The sequence below is a fragment of the Streptosporangium sp. NPDC001559 genome, from assembly GCF_042893955.1.
GTDB lineage: Bacteria > Actinomycetota > Actinomycetes > Streptosporangiales > Streptosporangiaceae > Streptosporangium.
In genome coordinates this window covers 1-18,645 of record NZ_JBIAVG010000035.1, presented here as the reverse complement: position 1 = coordinate 18,645, position 18,645 = coordinate 1, and the positions used below count along the sequence as shown (strand labels likewise).

The following is an 18,645-nucleotide window of genomic DNA, read 5'->3' as shown; positions in this document are numbered from 1 at the left end:
CAGGTGAAGCGGAGCCGGTGGGTGTCGACGGGGATCGGGATGGTGCGCATGGATGGGCCTCCTTGTTCGTCTCAGCCAACATAGTCAACCTAGTTGGCCTGGATGTCAACGTTCTCATGGTTGGCCTGGTCGCGTGTCTGTGCTGAACTAGTAGGACCGGCTAGACAGGTTGGATAGGTCAGGCCGGCTAGTCAGCCTGGATAGGCGTGCGACGTGAGAAGGGGCGGATGGTCAAGAACACCGGGCGACCGGGCTACCTGCAGATCGCCGATGACCTGCGCGACCAGATCCGGCGCGGCACTCTCGCGCCCGGCGATCCGTTGCCCTCCACCACCCAGCTCGCGACCGCCTACGATGCCTCGCTGAGCGTGGTGAAACTCGCCGTCGGGGTTCTACGGAACGAGGGGCTGGTGATCGGCCAGCAGGGCAAGGGCGTGTTCGTCCGTGACGACGCTGCCCCGGCCCCGCCGGCCTCCGACGAGCTGGCCGAGATCCGCGCCACCCTGCGCGACCTGTCAGCCCGGCTGGAAAAGGTCGAGGCGGAGCTGAGCGAGGGGAAGTAGCGCGCTCACCCGCGCACGTGGCAGCCGGTGACCCGGCGGGCCAGGGCCGCCGCCCGGCTCGGAGGCTTCTCGCCGAGTCGCATGCGCCGGTCCTCCTGGCGCATACCGACCAGGACGACGACGTAGCCGACGAACACCGTCGCGCTCAGTACCAGGCCGATGATCAGCGGGATCATGGTCGCGCTCACGTCCAGATCACCCCCGCCTCGGCGGTGCCGTACGGGCGGTTGGCCGGACGCCGCACCTGACCACGCCGCCGGTTCGTCCTGCGTCGGGCCACCTGACGGCGAACCCACCGCTCCCGCGCCAGGCACTTGCGGCAGACGAACCGTCCCTCCTCCAGGACCGCGCCGCATCCGCAGGCGGGCGTGTCGTCGATCGGCCGAATGTGGTTGATCACTGTTGTCTCTCCTCTCGTCGCTGCCGGTGACGCCTTGCGATACCGAGAGTGCGACGAGCAGGGAGGACGTGATCACTACAGGACGGGACATGTACAGGACGTCCGGTCTACGATTGCCCCGTCCCTGGACGTCCCCGGCTTGCAGGCAGGTGAGATGGCGAACGAGCGGTTGCGCACGGCGTTACTCGAACGGGGAACCACCATCTTGGAGGTGGCCGAGGCCATCGAGGTCGACGCCAAGACCGTGGAACGATGGATCACCCGAGGCCGGGTGCCCTACCGCAAGCACCGCTTCGCCGTGGCCAAGCTGCTGGGGGTCGAGGAGGCCTACCTGTGGCCCGAGGCCATGACCCCCGCCCAGACCGCGGCCGTCTCCGAGACCGAGATCGTCACCGTCTACCCGCACCGCTGGGCCGTACCCAAGGACGCCTGGGGACGACTGTTCGCCTCCGCCCGCCAGGAGATCGACATCCTGGTCTACAGCGGCATCTTCATCGCCCAGGACACCGGCATCGTCCGCGTCTTCGCTGACCGGGCCGACGCGGGCGTGAAGATCCGGATGCTGCTCGGCGACCCCGACTCACCCGAGGTCGCCCAGCGCGGCATCGACGAGGGGATCAACGACGGCATGGCGGCCCAGATCAAGACCGCGCTCGTGTTCTACCGGTCGCTGCGCCGGCACGAGAACGTGGAGATCCGCTTCCACCGCACGGTCCTGTACAACTCCATCTACCGCGCCGATGACCAGCTGCTGGTCAACAGCCACGTCTACGGCACCTTCGCCTCCAACGCCCCGGTCATGCATCTGCGCAGGGTCCCCGGCGGCACGATGGCGGCCACCTACCTCAACAGCTTCGACTCCGTCTGGGACCAGGCCCGGCCGGTAGAGTCCTGACCCATGACGGCCCGCCGGATCGACTTCTACGACGACCCCGCCGCACCCGCCCCCAACAGCCTGGTCCCCTCGGTCAACGTCGTCGTCGTCAACGACGCGGGCGACATCCTGATGATCCGCCGCTCCGACAACGGCAACTGGGCCGTACCCGGCGGCGCCATCGACCTGGGGGAGTCCCTGCCTCAGGCCGCCGTCCGGGAGACGCTGGAGGAGACCGGCGTCACCTGTGAGATCACCGGCCTGGTCGGCACCTACACCGACCCCCGCCACGTGATCCTCTACACCTCCGACGGCGAGGCCCGCCAGGAGTTCTCCATCGTCCTCACCGCCCGCCCCATCGACGGTGAGCCGACCCCGAGCGATGAGTCCCGCGAGGTCCGCTGGGTGCCGCGCGAGGAGATCGGCTCCCTGGTCATGGACCGGTCGATGCGGCTGCGGCTTAGCCACTTCCTCGACGGCGCCGGGCCGTACATCGGGTAGGAAAAACCGGTTGGCTGAGCCTGGCCGGTGTCCGTATGGTGCCGATTACGGTGGCGAAGACATCCGGAGGGCACGCCCGATGACCCTGTTCACGCACCTCTCCCCAGCCGATGACATCCGTTCGATCCGACGGGCCGGTATTCGCGCGTGCAGCCGCGACCACGACGGCGCGGCCGGGGTGTTCTGCCTGCCGATCATGCCCTCCTACCAGCTCACCCACCAGTGGGGCCGGGAACTGCATCGCCGTGGCGGGCGGCGCACGATGGTCGCCGTGGACTTCCGGCTGCCCGACGACGAACCGGTCCTGGTCGGCCGCTACAACCACCGGCACGTCGAACGCACCAGCGCCGAGGCCGCCGCCCTGATCGCCGGATGCGAGGACGCCCGGGGATATGAGGTCTTCGTCCGCCGCCCGATCGGCGCCAAGGAGATCCACCGGGTGCGGGCAATCAACCGGGTAACCGGCTGGCGCTACATGCCCGACGCCCACGGCATGTTCCCCTGCCCGTGCCCGATGTGCCTGGGACGCGGGGGATACGGGATCGCGAAGATCCGCAAGAAGGCCGAGAGCCGCGGCTACTGACCGCTGTGCCCCAGCGCGGCCTGTACGGCGTGCACGGCCGCGACGATGCACGGCGTGGCCCTGGTGATCGATCGGCTGACCAGGTGCTCGGGGCCGTACCGGGAGTGGATCTCCGCCAGGCGGGTTTTGACGTCGACCGGCAGGCCGTCCGGGCTGGTGGTCATGTCGCAGTAGGTCAGCGCCTCGACCAGTTCGGGGCGTTCCTTGGCGAACTCGGCATTCAGCGTGTCGAACAGGCCGCGTTCGGCGGCTTCGCACTCGGCGCAGGTGTGATGGGCCACCAGCCGGGCGAGCCGGTCGTCGGCCTGCTGGACGTCACGCAGGTAGCGGGCGCCGTCCAGCGGATGGAAACCCGTGTCGGCCAGGGCGGGGGCGTATCCGATGTCGTGCAGCCAGGCCGCCGCGGTCAGCAGGTCGGCCTCCGCGCCGAGGATCGGCCCCAGCGATTCGGCCTGCGCGGCGACCCCCTGGGTGTGCGCCCACCGGCGCGGCAGAGGTTCCTCCAGCAGGTGTCGGGCCAGGTCACGTGCCCACTCGGCTTGTCCCATACGGTTCACCCTAGACTCCGCCCGAAGCCTGTCCCGAGGCCCAGCGCCAGACGTCTCAGGACGTCTCAAAGCGGTGCGTGACGGACGAAACGCCCCTTGCCGTGCCGGGCCACGATGAGCCCTTCCCGCTCCAGTACGGCCAGCGCCTGGCGGACGGTGTTACGCGAGGCCCCATGCCGTTCCCGCAACTCGTTCTCACTCGGCACCGCCGCCCCCACCGGGAGGGCACCGGTGCTTATCCGCTCACGCAACTCGGCGGCGATCTCCTGATAGCGATACAGCGCGGCTCGGCTCCCGGGGTCCTTCACCCGGCGTCCCGCGCCGGGCATCGTGTCGATCAGACCTTCGTCCTCCAGTACGGCCAGTGCGCGCCGGACGGTGCTGCGGGCCACGTGGAAGCGCTGGGCCAGCGCCGCCTCCGAGGGCAGGGCACTGGCCGGAGGGTAGTGACCGGCGGTGATCTGCGCGCGGAGCCGTTCGGCGATCCGGTCGTAGACCCGCCTGCCGGTCAGCCACCCGTCGGTGTCATCGGTCATCGAGGTCAGCGGCCGTGCACGCCGTGGATGTTGCCCAGATTGATGGTGAGCGTGCCCTGCTCGCCCTCGCGCCAGCCGCGCCGCACCGCCGCGGCGATGTCCTCGGCGGCCATCGGCAGGTGGATGGTGGAGGTGCGCTCGTCGGGCCGGTCGCCCCAGTAGAACCAGTAGAAGACGACCTGGACGTAGACGCGGCGGGTACGGGCGTTGTGGTCGGTGATCTCCAGGCAGGGTTGGCCGTCGTGGTCGTTGGTCAGGAAGTTCGGCACGTACAGCGCGTTGAGGTGACCGCGCAGTATGGTCAGCAGGTTCCGCTGGTGGTCAATGATCTTCTCTTTGGACATGCGGGTGCTCCCGTCGTCTCACGGCCCCGGTGGTGCCGGGTTCGGTGCCAGTGAGTCTCCTGACCGGGATGGGACACAGGCACCACGACTTTGGGGACGTCTAGGGACGTCTTATGTTAGCGTCGCTGGTACCGACCCGCTCCGGGAGGGACCACACCCGATGAACGAACACCTTCGCCACGCCCTCATCCGGGCCCGCCTGCAACCCCTCGACGTGGCCACTCACCTGACCGTCGACCCCAAAACCGTCTCCCGCTGGCTCGCCGGCCGCGTCCCCCATCCCCGTCACCGCCTGGCCGTCGCCGACCTCCTCCACGTCGACGAGAACGACCTGTGGCCCGAAAGCGTCCGCCGACGCCCAGGCCCCCCGGCCGAGATCAAGGCCGTCTACCCACACCGCTGGGCCGTACCGGCCACCATCTGGCGCACCTTCTTCGAAGCCGCCCAAGCTGAGATCGGCATCCTCGTCTACAGCGGCCTGTTCCTCGCCGAAGACGCCGGACTGCTCCGCATCCTGGTCGGGCGGGCAACCGCCGGAGTCCGGGTACGCATCCTGCTCGGCGACCCCGACAGCCCCCACGTCGCCACCCGGGGAGCGGACGAAGGCGTCGGAGCCGACGTCATGGTCTCCAGAACCAGAAACGCTCTCACCCTCTGTCGTCCTTTGGGGGATGTGGAGGGGATCGAGATACGGCTACACGGGACGATCCTGTACAACTCCATCTACCGCGCCGACAACGACCTGTTGGTCAACCTCCACGCCTACGGCACCCGCGCCTCTGACGCCCCGGTCGTCTACATCACCGGCAACGAACCCAACAGCACCGCGGCCACCTACCTCGACAGCTTCGAACGAGTCTGGGACGGAGCGGTACCCGCATCTCAGCGTGGCTGACAGCACTGGATCAAGATCGAAAGAAACTTATCTGTCCGTCTTCAAGGCCGGTCCGCCTGCGGCGGCCTGCGCGTCGGGCGGTCGCTGGCCGCGCTGCGGCTCTTCGGCCGGTCGCGGCCAGCACCGCCCACGCTCAAGCGCACCACAAGGTCAGGGCTCGCGCATGCCACTGGACATTCCTGAAATAGTCGAATACTTGTTGCCCAAGGCCTATCCTGCTGGTATGCGAGGAGGCACCTTGGGTCACAAGTACTGGTTGGCGGTATACACCGAGGACACCTGGAACGAGTTCATTGCTCACGGTGCTGATGTGGCCGGATTCCCCCTGCGCCGTCGCAAAAGCGTGCGCACCATGAAGCGGGGTGATCACCTGGTGTTCTACGTCATGGGACTGAAGCGATTGGTTGGCATCGCAGAGATCACCGGCGGACCTTACGAATCCGACGAGCAGATTTGGGCCAGCGGAGACTACCCACTCCGAGTTGGCGTTGACCTGAGCGTGCAGGCTCCCCGCCCCGAGCAAGGAGTGCCGATCACCGAACTCCTCGGCGAGCTCGACCTGTTCGAGCGACGCGGCGACCTGGGCTCATGGGGAGTGCGGCTTCGCGGAACTCCGAAGGTTCTCTCTGACTCGGATGGTCAGGCGATCTTGGCGGCGCTTCATAAAGCGCTGTCGGGTTCGGCGTCAACGCTTCATACGGAGGCCCAGTATCTGCTGCTTCAGCTGGGCGCGAACCTTGGCCTCGATGTGTACGTGGCAGTGAACGATCGCAGCCGTTTGTACGGTGACATGCCGCTCGGTTCTATGCCGAGAGTTGTGGATTCCCTACCTCAATCGCTGCCAGGCAAGGCCGCCGATGTGATCAAGTACGTCGATGTGCTTTGGTTCGAGGACGATGCGGTCGTCGCGGCGTTCGAGGTGGAATGCACCACCGACATCAGCCGGGGCTGGGGCAGAATGGCGGATCTTTTGGCTTGTCAGCCGAATCTAAGCATCCCCCACTTCATCGTTGCTCCCGAGGAACGACGTGAGAAGGTCCGTCGCGAGGTTAATCGTCCGGCTCTACGTCGTCTCGGCTCAATGGGGCTTAAAAAGGAATATGTCCGTTATGTACCCATTGAGGGTATGCGAATAGAAGTTCTTCGTTTGGGGTCCAATCTTCGCGGGGCTGGGCGGGCCTGGATCCTAGATCGGATTAGCGAGGAAGTTGTTACCCGTTTGTGAGGTATCTGAGCATATCCGCTATTTCCTGTGTTTCTTCATGGCCTGGTCCGTAGAGGACACGGAGGTCGTCGAACAGCGGGCTCAGTACCTCGCGTGCCGCCGCAACATTACCCTCGCTAGCGAGGAGCGTCCCGATGCTGCGCCGGACCTCGATGGCGGTTTGGGAGATGTCGCTCTCCTTCGCGCGAACCAGACTCAGAACTTCGTGGTACTGCCGGAGCGCACTAGTGACGTGGCCGAGTTCCGCGCGGCAGTCAGCCGCGTGCCGGCGGCAGTCGATGACGTTGTTGCCAGTCGGTCCTTCGGTGGCCTCGTAGGCCCGATTGAGGTCGTCGAACTCCGGTAGAGATCGGCGATAATCGCCGCCGACGAACAGAATCGCGGCCCTTTTCTTGCGCAGGGTGAGAACTCGTGAATGGCGGGCCCCGAGGGCGGCTGAACCTGAGTCGATCACTTCCTGGAGAGCGTCTGCCGCCTGGACGTAGCGCTCGTCGTCAAGGAGTTCGGTGGCCTTACGGTTGGCAGCGGCGACGGCATCCTTGAAGTTGGTGTCGACCACTCCACCTGGAGAAAGAGCAGGTGCTGGCTCGGGGACGCTGGGGGCGGCCTCGGGCGGGCGTGGGGCGTTCGGGCGGCGATACATCTGGGTGGGATCCGGACACCCGGCGAACTGAGGGCCGCCCTGCGGCGCGGGTGATCCCGGTGGAGGTAAGAACGGCAGAAGGCTGACGTAGGCCGCGTAGGCATCCGACGGACGCTGCTCGGGCTTCTTGGCCAGCAGTTCGAGGACAAGCTTCTCCAGGTCCTCCGGGACTTCGGGGCGTAGTACGCGAATCAGCATCGGCTGGGAATGGCGATGTTGCTCGACGAAGTCGTCCTCGGTGGGGCCGTCGAAGACCGGCCGGCCGGTGAGCAGCTCGTGAAGGAGGCAGCCAAGAGCGTAGAGGTCGCTCTGTGGGGTGACCTGGCGGGCCCGGGTCTGTTCGGGCGACATGTACTGGAAGGTCCCCATCGGGATGCCGAGCCTGGTCAGTTGTGGCACATCGGGGCGGAGGATCGCGGCAATGCCGAAGTCGAGCACCTTGACCGTGCCGTCCGCGCTGACCAGCACATTGTCGGGCTTGAGGTCACGGTGGACGACGGGAATGGCGTGGGCGTGGGAGAGGACAGTGGCGATCTGTGCGGTCATCGCCGCCGCCCAGGGGATCGGCAGGAGAGCGCCCGGACTGACGTAGGAGCGCAGGCTAGTGCCGTGGATGTACTCCATGACCAGGTAGAGCTGCTCATAGGGCTCTTCGAGGACAGCATCGTAGACCTGGGGCACGCCATGGTGGCGAATACGCGCGGTGATACGGGCCTCACGACGGAAACGGTCGGCGAGCTCCTTGGCATCTCGTACGGACGTGACCACGTCTGTCCGGATTACCTTCACCGCGACCTCGCGGTCGAGCACGGCGTCGTAGCCGCGCCAGACCGTGCCCATGCCGCCGGTACTGATCTTCTCGGTCAGCTCGTATCGCCCGGCGACGGGTTCAATCGACACGTTGTCTCCACGAGTCGTCCTCAGCACGTTTGGTGATCAGTGTCACCATGGAAGAGCTCGACTGTCCAACAGAAGCCATCAAGCCACGTCGTCGAGCCCCTCCTGTTCGCGGATGAGCCGCCAGGCCGCCCGGCGGGCGGTCTTGGTGAGAGCGACCTTGAATGTGGGGTCCTTGTCGAAGAACTTGTCGCCGAGCGTCTTCAGGTTGTCGACGTGGTCAGCGACCTTTTCCTCGAAAACCTTATTGAAGACGTACCCGAAGTTGTCCGGGTCCACGTTGGCGACAGCGGCCTGCCGTACTTCGGGATCAGCGACTGTCTCATTGAACGGGACAATCATGTCCTGTTCGGTGAAGCTGGTGCCAAACCTCTCGTTAAACCTCTCAATCAGCTCCGATAGCAGTGACTTCTCTTCCTCTTTGGGCCGGCCGGAACCGTCACCGAAGCCCTTGAGGATGGAAGCGCCTTCCGGGTTGAGGCCGAGGTCATGCTCGCCGGCCTTCTCAGTCTTGACGTGGGTGAGGTTGATCTCGCCCAGATCCACGTCACCTCTGGCGCCGTGCGGGAGCCGGGCCAGCAGGTAGCGGCCGTAGACGTAGAGCAGCTCCAGGTCCTCGTCCTGATAGGGGATGATTTGAGAGAGGAAACCGTACTTGCTGACGTAGGAATCGAGGTCGAACCGGAAGTCCTCGGCCTTCTTCTGGTCGTCCTCGTCTTCATTATCCAGCAGGTCCTTGAATCGGCTGACCGCCGGGGCGAGTAGTCGGTAGAGTTCCGCATGAAGCTTCTCGCGGGAGACCCTGGTCTCGTCGGCCGCGAAGAGTGCTGCAGCGAAGGCGAGCATCTCCTGCTTGTAGAGCACCTGGTGACCCATGACCTTGCTCACCGCAGTGTAGAGCAGGTTCGGGTCCGAGGATAGCGTCTCTGCCTCCTCGAAATAAGGGCGGAACGACTCTTTGATCTGTTCGGCGTCGTTGGCGAAGTCGATGACGGCCAGATCTGCTTGTGACTTGTGCTCGGCGGTCCGATTCAGTCGCGACAGCGTCTGCACGGCGGCGATACCCGACAGTTTCTTGTTGACATACATCGTGGTCAGCAATGGCTCGTCGAAGCCCGTCTGGTATTTCTCGGCTACAACCAGAATCCGATACTCGGCACGGCCCTTGCCGCCGGCCTTCACCACGTTGTCGTCAGCACGGGTGTAGGCGAACGCCTTGGGCAGAGCGTCCTCGCCGAGGCCACCGTTCTCTTTGACTTCGGTGATGTCCTTGTCGCCATCGTGGTCGAGGCTGCCGGAGAAGGCGACCAGTACGCCGATGTCGTTGCCTCGGATCTCCAGCTCCTCCTTGACGGCACGCGACATCTGCACCGCGCTGACCCGGGAAGAAGTGACGACCATGGCTTTGGCCCGTCCGCCCATCCTGCCTCGGGTGTGGGCCAGGAAGTGCTCGACGATGACAACCGCCTGTTGCTTGACGGTCGCATCATGGGTGAGCGCATACTGGGCCAGCAGCGGGCTGGTCTTGGATTTATCCACTTCCCTGTCGTCGGGGTTGTTGCTGACGAGCTTCCAGAAGGTGTCGTAAGTGACGTAGGTGCGGAGCGGGTCGAGGATGAAGCCCTCCTCGATTGCCTGCCGCATTGCGTAGGTGTGGAACGGCTTGAACTTCTCCTCGCCGTCGACCTTCTCCAACTTGCCGAAAAGCTCCAGGGTCTTGGCCTTCGGCGTGGCCGTGAAGGCGAAGTAGGAGATATTGGGAGCCATGCTGCGCTCGATGGCACTTCGCCTCAGCTTGGCATCCACACTGGTGGCGCCCTGGGCTTCGTCCTCGGCATCCAGGCCGAGGTCACGCAGCGCGGCACGGACAGCCTTGGCGGCCTCGCCCGACTGGGAGGAGTGCGCCTCGTCCACGACGATCGCGAACGTCCGCCCCTTGATCTCAGTCGGGTTGTCCTTGAGGTACTCCACCAGCACCGGGAAGGTGGCCAGCGTTACCGTGATGATCTTCCCGCTCTCGCTGGAGAGCGCGACTGCCAGCTGCGCCGACTTCGCTCCTCGCCGTTCATCGATCTTGACGACGAGCCCAGCAGTCTGCTCGAAGCTGCCGACCGTCTCACGGAGCTGGGCATCCAGGTTGCGCCGATCGGTGATGATTATTGTCTTGTCAAAGACCGGGACGCCGGGCTTGAGCCCCTTCGCCACCGCTTTCGGATCGAGCTCACGGGTATCGGTCGCTGTGTGCAGCGCACTCAACCGGTGCGCCAGCCAGGCGATCGTGTTCGACTTGCCGGACCCGGCCGAGTGCATGACCAGGTAGTTGTGCCCTGCTCCATGCTGTACGGCATGCGCTGTCAGCTTCTTAACCGCATCCCACTGATGGAAGCGGGGGAAAATCGCCGAGCGACCGCTACCCTTCTTGGCCTTGGGCTGGTGGACGAAGCGCTCTAGCAGGTCCAGCCAGTTGTCGCGCTCCCACACCTGCTCCCACAGATAGGAGGTCGGATACTTTCCCGGTACGGCTGGCACCGGGTTTCCAGTGCCGCCGGACTCGCCGGGGCCTTCCGAACCGGTGTTGAAGGGAAGGAACGGCGTGGGCTTGCCCCGCAGTCTCGGGGCAACGAAGACCTGATCGGGGTCGACGGCGAAATTCGCTACCGACTTCTGGGCGAAGATCGATTCAGTGGGGTCGCGTTCATCCCGGTACTGCTTCTTGGCATGCTCCACCCCCTGTCCGGTGAGCGGGTTCTTCAGCTCGGCGGTGGCGACCGGGATGCCGTTGACGAACAGTACCAGGTCAAGACGGTGACCCTTGTCGGCCGCTTTGGTCGCGTAGGCGATCTCCCGGATGACCGTGAGCCGGTTGGCCCGATAGCTGGTCAACACGGCGTCGGCTTCGACCAGGTTCGGCTTGAAGTAGGCCAGCTTGATGCGGACACCGCGATCCTTCACACCGTTCCGCAGCACGTCAAGGACGCCTTCGGCGGCGATCGCCTGGTTCAGCCGTTTGACGAACCCCTGCTGGGCGGCGTCGGCGTCGTTGCCGTAGAGGGTGAGCAGTTGGTTCCACTCGTCAATCTGAGTGGCGCCGATGAACGTGAACAGCTCACTGGTAGCCAGGCCAAGGTCGGCCCGATAGTCCGAGTGATGACCCACATCCCAGCCGCGCCGCTGCATTTCGGCGAGGATCGCACTGCGGAAGGCTTCCTCGTTGTGGTTCGCAGCCATCACTCCTCCACTCCACGTCCACTTGCCGACGAAACATCAAACTTCCCGGTCACCGCCGCCGTGATGAGAGCTTGACGACGTTCTCCCATCAAACTTTGGAAGGCTTGCATCCGCAGCTGAAGAATCGCGATTGTTTCAAGTAGTCGATCTAGTCGCTCTGCGATAGCCGCCTGGGCCGAACGATCGGGAAGATAGATCGGGAATTCTTTGAGTTTTTCGTTATTCAGGATTCGGATCCGCGAGTACTGCGCCCATTCTCGCAGTTCGGGGGTGGAGGCCCATAGCTGCCAGGCGATGAACCTGCCGACAATGTTATCGCCCGGCTTCAAGCTGGTTAGTTGCTGATTGCCAGTGGCCGGGTGATGCAGGTAGCCAACTTTTCCTAGGGACTCGCCAATTCCTGTGATTATTATGCTACCTGCATCGAAGATCGGAACATCGGTTCTGTTCTGCTCGATGAATTTGTCGGCTTCGCCTACCGTGAGCATATCGTTCAAGGCCGCTGGCGTGTACCACGGAATTGTCCCCGCGATTCTTTTGGTTTGCAATCCGCTCGGAGTCAGGCCGGTCTGAATCGAAGAGAGTGCCCTCCGGAGCTGGACATATTGATTTCCTGGATCTCTTGACCGCCCAAGAATACTGCTTCGACCTGTGAGTTCCTTCGCGGTAGTGAAAAGGAGGGTGGAAATTGCTCCGAACTGCCGCTTCCGTAGGGACATTAGCCGAGAGATGCGGGTAGTCTCGACGTCGAGGAAGTCTACGATTCGCCGCTGCTCATCTATTCTCGGGAGCGAGATAGGTAGTACAGAAATCTCGCTGGGATTTATGGCTGGATAACTGACCCCGACTGACCGTGCAACGATTTCATCGATAAATCGCTGAGATTGGCAGTAGTAAGAAAGGAAGCGTGAATTGATGCATTCCTTGGCCTCCAGAACGGTGAATCCGGTAGAGAATACTAGTGGATCACTCGTTTCTGGAACAGATGCAATTGCCCGGAGATATGTTCGCACGGTGGATACGATTACAGCGCCAGGCGGCGCCAAGCGCCTCGCGCGCGAAGGGGCGACAGCGAAGGCCAAATCCTCGTCGGGAACCTCTATTTTGCCAATGCTGTTCACCGAACCGATGTCAATGTAACGAAATCGGAATTCTGGGTCTGTGTTCTCGGCCAAGGTGTTCTGGTTGACGAGAGCTACATCCTTGATGCGATAAGTCATCCTTCAGTCACCTCGCCGAGGAGGATCTGGATCTCGGCCTCAAGGGACTTGAGTTCGGCATCGATTTCGGCCAGCGGACGGGGCAGCGTGTAGACGTAGAAGTGCCGAGTGAACGGGATTTCGTAGCCGATTTTCGTCTTCTCGTGATCGATCCAAGCGTCGGGAACGTGCGGGAGGACTTCGCGCTTCAGATAATCCTCGATGTCCTCGTTCAGTGGGACATTCTCGAAGTCGCGCAGGTCCGGGTCGGGTTCCGGGTTTGGGTCGCCTTTCTTCTTGTACTGCACCTCACCCTTCGAGTCCTTGACGCTGATGGCGTCACGGAGCGACTTGAGGAAAGGTGCCTTCGACGGCCACGGACTCCCGGCGGCGGCCACCGCCGCGTGCAGAGCCGAGAATGCTTCGGCCTTCGTCCACCACGTGGAGCCAAGCAGCGGGCGGATCGCCTCAAGCTGGCTGCTGACACCAATGTCGCTGCCTGCGGCGATCGGATTGTAGACCGTCAGGGAGATCCGGACCTTGTCGAGGGACTCTTCGGTGAGCTCGAACCGGAGCTTGAGCGGGCGCTCGACGGTGATGCGGCGGTAGCCGAAATCCTCATTGCGGAAAATCTTGACCTTGCCGTGCAACGGGTGCTCAGGGTCGCCAGCCACGGTGAGGGCTTCGCCGTAAAGCCTGGTGATCTCTCTGATCTGGTCTGCGCCGATGGCTTTGCGCTTATCGCCGAGGGATTTGCGCATCTTCTGCCAGTACTCTCGCGCGTCCAGCAGGATGACCTTGCCCTGGTGGTCGGGCGACTTGCGGTTGCTGAGGATCCAGAAGTAGGTGGAGATGCCAGTGTTGTAGAAAAGCTGGTCGGGCAGGGCGACAATCGCCTCCAGCCAGTCGTTCTTCAGAATCCAGCGGCGGATGTTCGACTCGCCCGAGCCAGCGGCGCCGGTGAACAAAGGCGAGCCGTTGAAGACGATCGCGATGCGGCTGCCGCCCAGTGCGGGCGTCTTCATCTTGGCGATCATGTGCTGGAGGAAGAGCAGCGAGCCGTCGTTGATCCGGGGCAGACCGGCCTGAAACTTGCCGTCCGGATCGCGCGCCGCCTCGTCCTCGATCTGGGTCTTGATCTTCTTCCACTCGACGCCGAATGGCGGGTTGGCCAGCATGTAGTCGAACCGCTCCCGCAGGTGACCATCGTCGGTGAACGAGTTGCCGAAGGCAATGTTGTCCGGATCCTGGCCCTTGATCATGAGGTCGGAGCGGCAGATCGCCCATGACTCGGGGTTAAGCTCCTGCCCGTACGCCTTGACGGTCGCGCCCTTGTTGAATGTCTTGATGTGTTCCTCGGCGGCGCTGAGCATGCCACCGGTGCCGCAGGCGGGATCGAGCACGCTACGTCCGACACCGCTTTCGCGCAACAGGTCGGCGTCAGGCGCGATGAGCAGGTTGACCATCAGTTCGATGACCTCACGCGGGGTGAAGTGCTCACCCGCGGTCTCGTTCGAGGCCTCGGCGAAGCGCCGGATCAGGTCCTCGAAGATGTAGCCCATCGCCTGGTTGGGGACCACCCGCGGGTCTAGGTCGAGGTCGGCGAACTTGCCGATGACCTGGTAGAGCAGGTCGGCCTCGTCCAGCTTCTTAATCTGCTGGGCGAAGTCGTACTTCTCCAGCACTTCGCGGGCGTTGTCGGAGAAGGCAGCCACGTACTGGTTCATCAGCGAGGCGGCGTGCTTCGGGTCACCCGCGATCTTCTTCAGCGTGTAGCGGCTGATGTTGTAGAAGTTGTGCCCGGCCGCGCGGCGCAGGAAGAACTCCCGCTCCTCGCCCTTGTCGGCGGCGTCAGCGACGGCGTCACGGGTGGAGTCCAGGACGCATTCGAGGCGGCGCAGCACGGTGAACGGCAGGATCACCTTGCCGTAGTCATGCCTGCGATAGTCACCGCGCAGCAGGTCGGCGACGGCCCAGGCATGGTTGGACAGTTGGGAGTGCTTACCGAGGTCCAACGGGGGTCCTTCTCTCGTGGCGACCGGGAGGACAGTGTCCTCAAGTGTGAGGGGAATACGAAGAGCGGGAGGGCTGATCCAGCGGAAAACTCAAAGCGGCGGAGGTGTCAGCCCGCCGCCGGTCAGGGCTGAGGAGACGGTCCTGGCGGTCTCGATGGCCAGTTCGTGCATGTGCCGGGCGGCCTCCTCCAACCGGTGCAGCTCACGGAAGGCGGAGCCGTAACGGACCTGCTCGTCCAGCGGAAGGAGCGGTACCTTGAACCGCAGCGGATCGATGGGGATGTAGGAACGCAGACCGGATGCGGTTGCGAGATTCTCCTCTGTGAGTGAGAAGCCGGCCAGGAACCACGGGTCCAGCCGGGACGGGTCGACTCGGAGCGCGACCAAGTCGGCGCCCAGCATGGCTCCCGCATGGCGATCATCAGCCACCCGGTACCTCGCTCGCTCTCGCGAGGTAAGCCCCTTCGGAAGGATGACGTCGCCCGCCGCCACGATGACCGGTGTGGCCGGTTCAGGCCGGAGAACGGCAAGCAGGTCTCCCCGGACGAGATCGCTGATCAAGGCGGTGCGCCACATCCTGGGCTGGTCTGACGCAGCCCATCGTTGAGACGAGATCGCCGTGTCCAGATCGGTATGGCTCTGGGAAAGCTCGCTGAGTAGGAGAGCGGCCTGCTGGGAAACCTCTGCCGGGTCGAGCTGCGCACGGTGCAGGTGTCGGATCGGTGTGAGATCGACGTTGTCGCCGAAGAGTGCCACCACGGGGACCGCTCTCGCTCTGCCGGGCACCGGTTCGAATTCGGCCGGGTCGTTGAGGAAGGCCCGCCAGGTGGCCAGGGTGGTGCCCGTGAGGGTCTCCCAAGCGGGCGTTTCGTCGCCGGTTCCTTCGGACAGGTCGAGCATCAGGATCGGTTCGGCAGCCGCACTTGGCAGGGGATTACGCAACACCCACAGGTGAAGGCCGACGTGCAGCGGGACAGCGAGGCCAGGTGGCAGGGCGATCACGGCTCGGATGGCACCTGCTTTGAGTAGCTCGGTGCGAATCTTCCGGCTGGGCGTGCGCGTGGCCATGGACGGCGGTAGCAGGAGCACTGCGTGGCCACCGGGAGCAAGGTGAGCGAGTGCGTGCTGTACCCATGCCAGCTCGCTTTCACCGCGGGATGGCGTGCCGTACGTCCAGCGAGGGTCGTAGGCCAGTTCGTCGTGACCCCACTCGCGGTCCCCGAACGGTGGGTTGCACAGAACCGCGTCCGCCTTCAGCCCATGGAAGGCATCGGCGCGAAGACTGTCGCCGGTGCGCACCAGCGTCAAGGCGTCCGGGCGGGACAGCTTCAGGCGGATGGTGCTGCGCAGCGCCTGCACTTCCAGCCGATCCTGCCCGAGCAGCTCGGTCGCTCCCCGGCTACCGGCAGCATCGAGGAGCGACCCGCCGCCGCAGGCAGGGTCGAACACCGTCTCGGGGTAGTGGTCATCCGTCCCCAGCAGGGCTGCCATGAGGTCAGCGAGCTGGCGTGGGGTGGTGAAGGCGCCAGGGGAGTTGCTGTCGGCGAGCTCTCGTTCGGCCAAGACGTCCACGACAGCAGGACCACCGTCGTCGCGCACACTGCTCACGATGGCGCGGAGCACCGGTGCATCGTCGGTCTCATAGGTCAGCGGCGAACTTCCCAGGAGGTCAGCGAGACTGGCCACGGCCTGGTTGGCCGCTTCGGCGAGCGCCTTGTCCGGCAGTCCGGTCAGGTCGCGTTCGGCTTGCGCGGCGGCGAGCACGAAGGGCAGAAGTTGGTGGGCGATGGCGGTTCCCTGCCGAATTCGTAGCAGTGTGCGGAGCTCAGCCAGAGCAGAACCCGATTTCGTCTGCCCGTGAGCTGCCAACCAGCCCCGCACGGCTTCCAAGTCGTAGAGCGGACTGGTGTCGGCTCCGGCGGTGGGAGCGGGAAAGTCCGCGTGACGCCGCCGCCAGTTGCTGACGGTGGCTCTGGTGACTCCGGCCAGCCGGGAGATCTCGGCGGCGGTCACGTACACCGGCTGCTGCGACATGGTCTCCTCGTTCCCTTGGCGACTGCCGTGATGGTAACCGTGAAAAGCAGTCTTAGACAAGCGGGAACTTTTTAACAGTGCTTTCAGTCATAATCGGTGCAAGCGGTTCTCCTCATTCCCTCTTCTCGCTTGGAGTACGCCATGGCACCTGCGACCCTGCCCGCCACCGTTTACCGACTCGCCGGCATCGCACCCACTACGGACGCGATGTTCGAAGCCACCTCCACCGGCCGTCTCGCCGCGCCGGGCGTCGATGTCATGGAGCTCGACATCGACGGTTCGCCGGCGGTTCTCTACTTCCGTCAGCACCCACCATCCAAGGCCGGGTGGACTCCTGGCCTCTCCGCGCTCACAGGCGTATCGCTTCCGCTGATCAGGCAGGACTGCGAGGCGGTACTGATCGTGGCGGCGGAGCCGTACGTCTATGGGATCGGTTTCGGTCAGGGGTACCTCGCGGTCGTTGACTCCCGTGAGCCGGGCTTCGGTCTGCACTGCGCGCTGCGCGCGGTCGACCCAGCACGGGTGCGCGACGTGGACCGACGGGCGCTCGGCGGCCTGCCACGGCACGACTCCACCTACGTCCCGGACGGCATCCCTATCGGTGGTGTCGGCATCCGAGACTATGCCGAGCTGGTCAAGAAGCTCGGTGGCCTGATCAAGGCTGCCGACCTCGGTCTCAACCACCGGGAAAGCGTCTCTGTTGAAGGCGCGGACGGGTTGCGCTTGCCCATCCCGCTGGAGCCGACGGCGTTTCGAGCCCTGCTGCACCGGTTGAACGAGATCAGCGAGCGCGAGGTGCCACCCGACTTCGAACGGCTGGAAGCCATCCGGCCGGTGGGCTCCGAGTCGCTCCGCGACAAGCTGGACGCGCTGCTGGATGAGGCACTCCGTGGGCAGGGCGACGCCCGGCTGCATGTGGCAGTCCCGGTCGCCCTGGTCGACCTGCGCCACGAGGCTCGCTCGTACCGCATCAAGGTCGGTAGCGTCGCGATCGTCCGGGAGGAGCTCGACCTCGACGACCTCCGCCGACGGTGCAAGGTACAGCACTGCACCAGCCCCTCCGTCGCGCTCCGCGACGGGACTATCGAGATGTGTGCCGACCGTGAAGGAAAAGAGCCGATCGGCAGGGCCCGGGCCATCCGCTGGTTCGAGGCTGTGGCGGCGATTGGGTCACGCATCTACCAGCTCAGCGACGGGGAATGGTACGAGTGCGGTGCTGGCTACGTCGAGTCGATGCGGCACCGCCTGCAGGAGCTCATCGTGCCCGAGTCGGAGGTGACCATGTTGCCGTGGCGGGCCGGTGAGTCCGAGGAGAAGTACAACATGCGCATGCAGAACACGTTTGGACGAGGCCGGTACCTATGCCTTGATCGCCAGTTCAGCCGGACCCGGCAGCAGCGCCGGGGTAAGGGTTACGAGGCGTGCGACGGGCTGACCGACCGGCACACGCTTGTGCATGTCAAGGCGGCGCACAGCTCGGAGCCCCTCAGCCACCAGTTCGCTCAGGCGCTGATCTCGATTCGGACGTTATACAACGAGCCGGATGCTCGCACGAAGTTCAGCGCGAAGGTGGCGGAGCTGAGCGGCGGCCTGCTCACTGTGCCAGAGAACTTCGTGCCGGGCAAGATCGTGCTGGCCATCCTCCTCAAAGGCAAGGAACTAACGCCCGACTCGCTCTATCCGTTCGCCCAAGTTGCGCTCGTCGCGCTCGCCGATACTCTCCAGCGTGACCATGGGGCGATCGTCGAAGTTGTCGGCATCCCAAGCAATTCCTCGGCTGAGAAGGGCAGCGGAGAACCCGACTGCACCACTACTTGACATGATTTGGATCGGAAATCTTCAGTTAAGGTAGCTCCATCGGAAGCGGAAGGCCATGCTGCCGCGCCGCTTCCGGTGCTCGAGCCTTGGTGGCCCTGCGCTCCGGGTCGGCTTGCCACCGGATGACATGGTGACCGTGGTCAGTAGAGACGTGGGACATATGCGGGATGATCAAGCCAGCCATGCGAGCTTGACACCGCGTTTCGCCAGGTCAGCGTAGGTTGGTTAGCATCATCACTCGCTCTCTCCTAAGGGCTTGCAGATGATTAACTCGCCGAGTTGATCTTTTGTGGGAATGCGCCGGTGCTGAGGGCGTAGGCGGTGAGGTCTGATGCCGAGTAG

At 64.3% G+C, this 18,645-nt stretch carries 17 protein-coding genes; 7 read left to right on the top strand and 10 right to left on the bottom strand.

The genetic code is table 11. The annotated features are described in order from the left end of the window. Positions 1–206: 206 nt before the first annotated feature. A complete protein-coding gene (locus ACFYY8_RS41750) occupies positions 207–563 on the top strand; it encodes a GntR family transcriptional regulator (RefSeq protein WP_389838715.1) in 357 nt (118 codons plus the stop codon). A 5-nt stretch (positions 564–568) separates the two neighbouring features. On the opposite strand, the gene ACFYY8_RS41745 is transcribed toward ACFYY8_RS41750, so the two are convergent. Next, positions 569–751: a hypothetical protein gene (locus ACFYY8_RS41745; protein ID WP_390050637.1), complete on the bottom strand. Its 183-nt coding sequence runs from the start codon at positions 749–751 to the stop codon at positions 569–571. Beyond that, positions 748–963: a hypothetical protein gene (locus ACFYY8_RS41740; protein WP_390050636.1), complete on the bottom strand. Its 216-nt coding sequence runs from the start codon at positions 961–963 to the stop codon at positions 748–750. Before ACFYY8_RS41740 ends, ACFYY8_RS41745 begins: the two co-directional genes overlap by 4 nt. Positions 964–1,117: 154 nt before the next feature. Between ACFYY8_RS41740 and ACFYY8_RS41735 the strand changes: the two genes are divergently transcribed. From ACFYY8_RS41735 to ACFYY8_RS41725, 3 genes are all read left to right on the top strand, one after another. Then, complete coding sequence (locus ACFYY8_RS41735) at positions 1,118–1,858, top strand: XRE family transcriptional regulator (protein ID WP_390050635.1); 741 nt, start codon at positions 1,118–1,120, stop codon at positions 1,856–1,858. Between the two features lie 3 nt (positions 1,859–1,861). Next, entirely contained in the window at positions 1,862–2,338 is a 477-nt protein-coding gene (locus tag ACFYY8_RS41730; RefSeq protein ID WP_390050634.1) for an NUDIX hydrolase, read from the top strand. A gap of 79 nt (positions 2,339–2,417) precedes the next feature. Beyond that, positions 2,418–2,921 carry a hypothetical protein gene (locus ACFYY8_RS41725; protein ID WP_390050633.1) on the top strand — a complete coding sequence of 168 codons (504 nt, stop codon included), beginning with the start codon at positions 2,418–2,420 and terminating at the stop codon, positions 2,919–2,921. Here the strand turns inward: ACFYY8_RS41725 and ACFYY8_RS41720 are convergent. From ACFYY8_RS41720 to ACFYY8_RS41710, 3 genes are all read right to left on the bottom strand, one after another. Further along, the gene (locus tag ACFYY8_RS41720) at positions 2,915–3,469 is read right to left on the bottom strand and encodes an HD domain-containing protein (protein WP_390050632.1); all 555 of its coding nucleotides are present in this window, start codon (positions 3,467–3,469) and stop codon (positions 2,915–2,917) included. The genes ACFYY8_RS41725 and ACFYY8_RS41720 overlap by 7 nt on opposite strands. A gap of 65 nt (positions 3,470–3,534) precedes the next feature. Then, complete coding sequence (locus tag ACFYY8_RS41715) at positions 3,535–4,005, bottom strand: GntR family transcriptional regulator (protein WP_390050631.1); 471 nt, start codon at positions 4,003–4,005, stop codon at positions 3,535–3,537. Positions 4,006–4,010: 5 nt separating this feature from the next. Beyond that, positions 4,011–4,349, bottom strand: a complete 339-nt coding sequence (locus ACFYY8_RS41710; RefSeq protein WP_390050630.1) for a hypothetical protein — start codon at positions 4,347–4,349, stop codon at positions 4,011–4,013. A 160-nt stretch (positions 4,350–4,509) separates the two neighbouring features. On the opposite strand from ACFYY8_RS41710, the gene ACFYY8_RS41705 reads away from it, so the two are divergent. Both ACFYY8_RS41705 and ACFYY8_RS41700 read left to right on the top strand, forming a co-directional pair. Then, positions 4,510–5,244 (top strand): XRE family transcriptional regulator, encoded by a 735-nt coding sequence (locus tag ACFYY8_RS41705; protein WP_390050629.1) that lies wholly within the window; start codon positions 4,510–4,512, stop codon positions 5,242–5,244. A gap of 163 nt (positions 5,245–5,407) precedes the next feature. Beyond that, positions 5,408–6,469, top strand: coding sequence for an EVE domain-containing protein (locus tag ACFYY8_RS41700; RefSeq protein ID WP_390050628.1), 1,062 nt, complete (start codon positions 5,408–5,410; stop codon positions 6,467–6,469). On the opposite strand, the gene ACFYY8_RS41695 is transcribed toward ACFYY8_RS41700, so the two are convergent. From ACFYY8_RS41695 to ACFYY8_RS41675, 5 genes are all read right to left on the bottom strand, one after another. After that, a complete protein-coding gene (locus tag ACFYY8_RS41695) occupies positions 6,456–8,012 on the bottom strand; it encodes a protein kinase (protein WP_390050627.1) in 1,557 nt (518 codons plus the stop codon). The genes ACFYY8_RS41700 and ACFYY8_RS41695 overlap by 14 nt on opposite strands. 78 nt (positions 8,013–8,090) lie before the next feature. Then, positions 8,091–11,237, bottom strand: coding sequence for a type I restriction endonuclease subunit R (locus ACFYY8_RS41690; RefSeq protein ID WP_390050626.1), 3,147 nt, complete (start codon positions 11,235–11,237; stop codon positions 8,091–8,093). Then, positions 11,237–12,457, bottom strand: a complete 1,221-nt coding sequence (locus ACFYY8_RS41685) for a restriction endonuclease subunit S (protein WP_390050625.1) — start codon at positions 12,455–12,457, stop codon at positions 11,237–11,239. Before ACFYY8_RS41685 ends, ACFYY8_RS41690 begins: the two co-directional genes overlap by 1 nt. After that, positions 12,454–14,451, bottom strand: coding sequence for an N-6 DNA methylase (locus ACFYY8_RS41680; protein WP_390050624.1), 1,998 nt, complete (start codon positions 14,449–14,451; stop codon positions 12,454–12,456). The genes ACFYY8_RS41685 and ACFYY8_RS41680 overlap by 4 nt, the downstream gene beginning before the upstream one ends. 90 nt (positions 14,452–14,541) lie before the next feature. After that, positions 14,542–16,485, bottom strand: coding sequence for an N-6 DNA methylase (locus tag ACFYY8_RS41675; protein WP_390050623.1), 1,944 nt, complete (start codon positions 16,483–16,485; stop codon positions 14,542–14,544). A 141-nt stretch (positions 16,486–16,626) separates the two neighbouring features. Here ACFYY8_RS41675 and ACFYY8_RS41670 point away from each other — a divergent pair, with 141 nt between their 5' ends. Next, the gene (locus ACFYY8_RS41670) at positions 16,627–18,303 is read left to right on the top strand and encodes a DUF6119 family protein (RefSeq protein ID WP_390050622.1); all 1,677 of its coding nucleotides are present in this window, start codon (positions 16,627–16,629) and stop codon (positions 18,301–18,303) included. Positions 18,304–18,645: the final 342 nt, after the last annotated feature.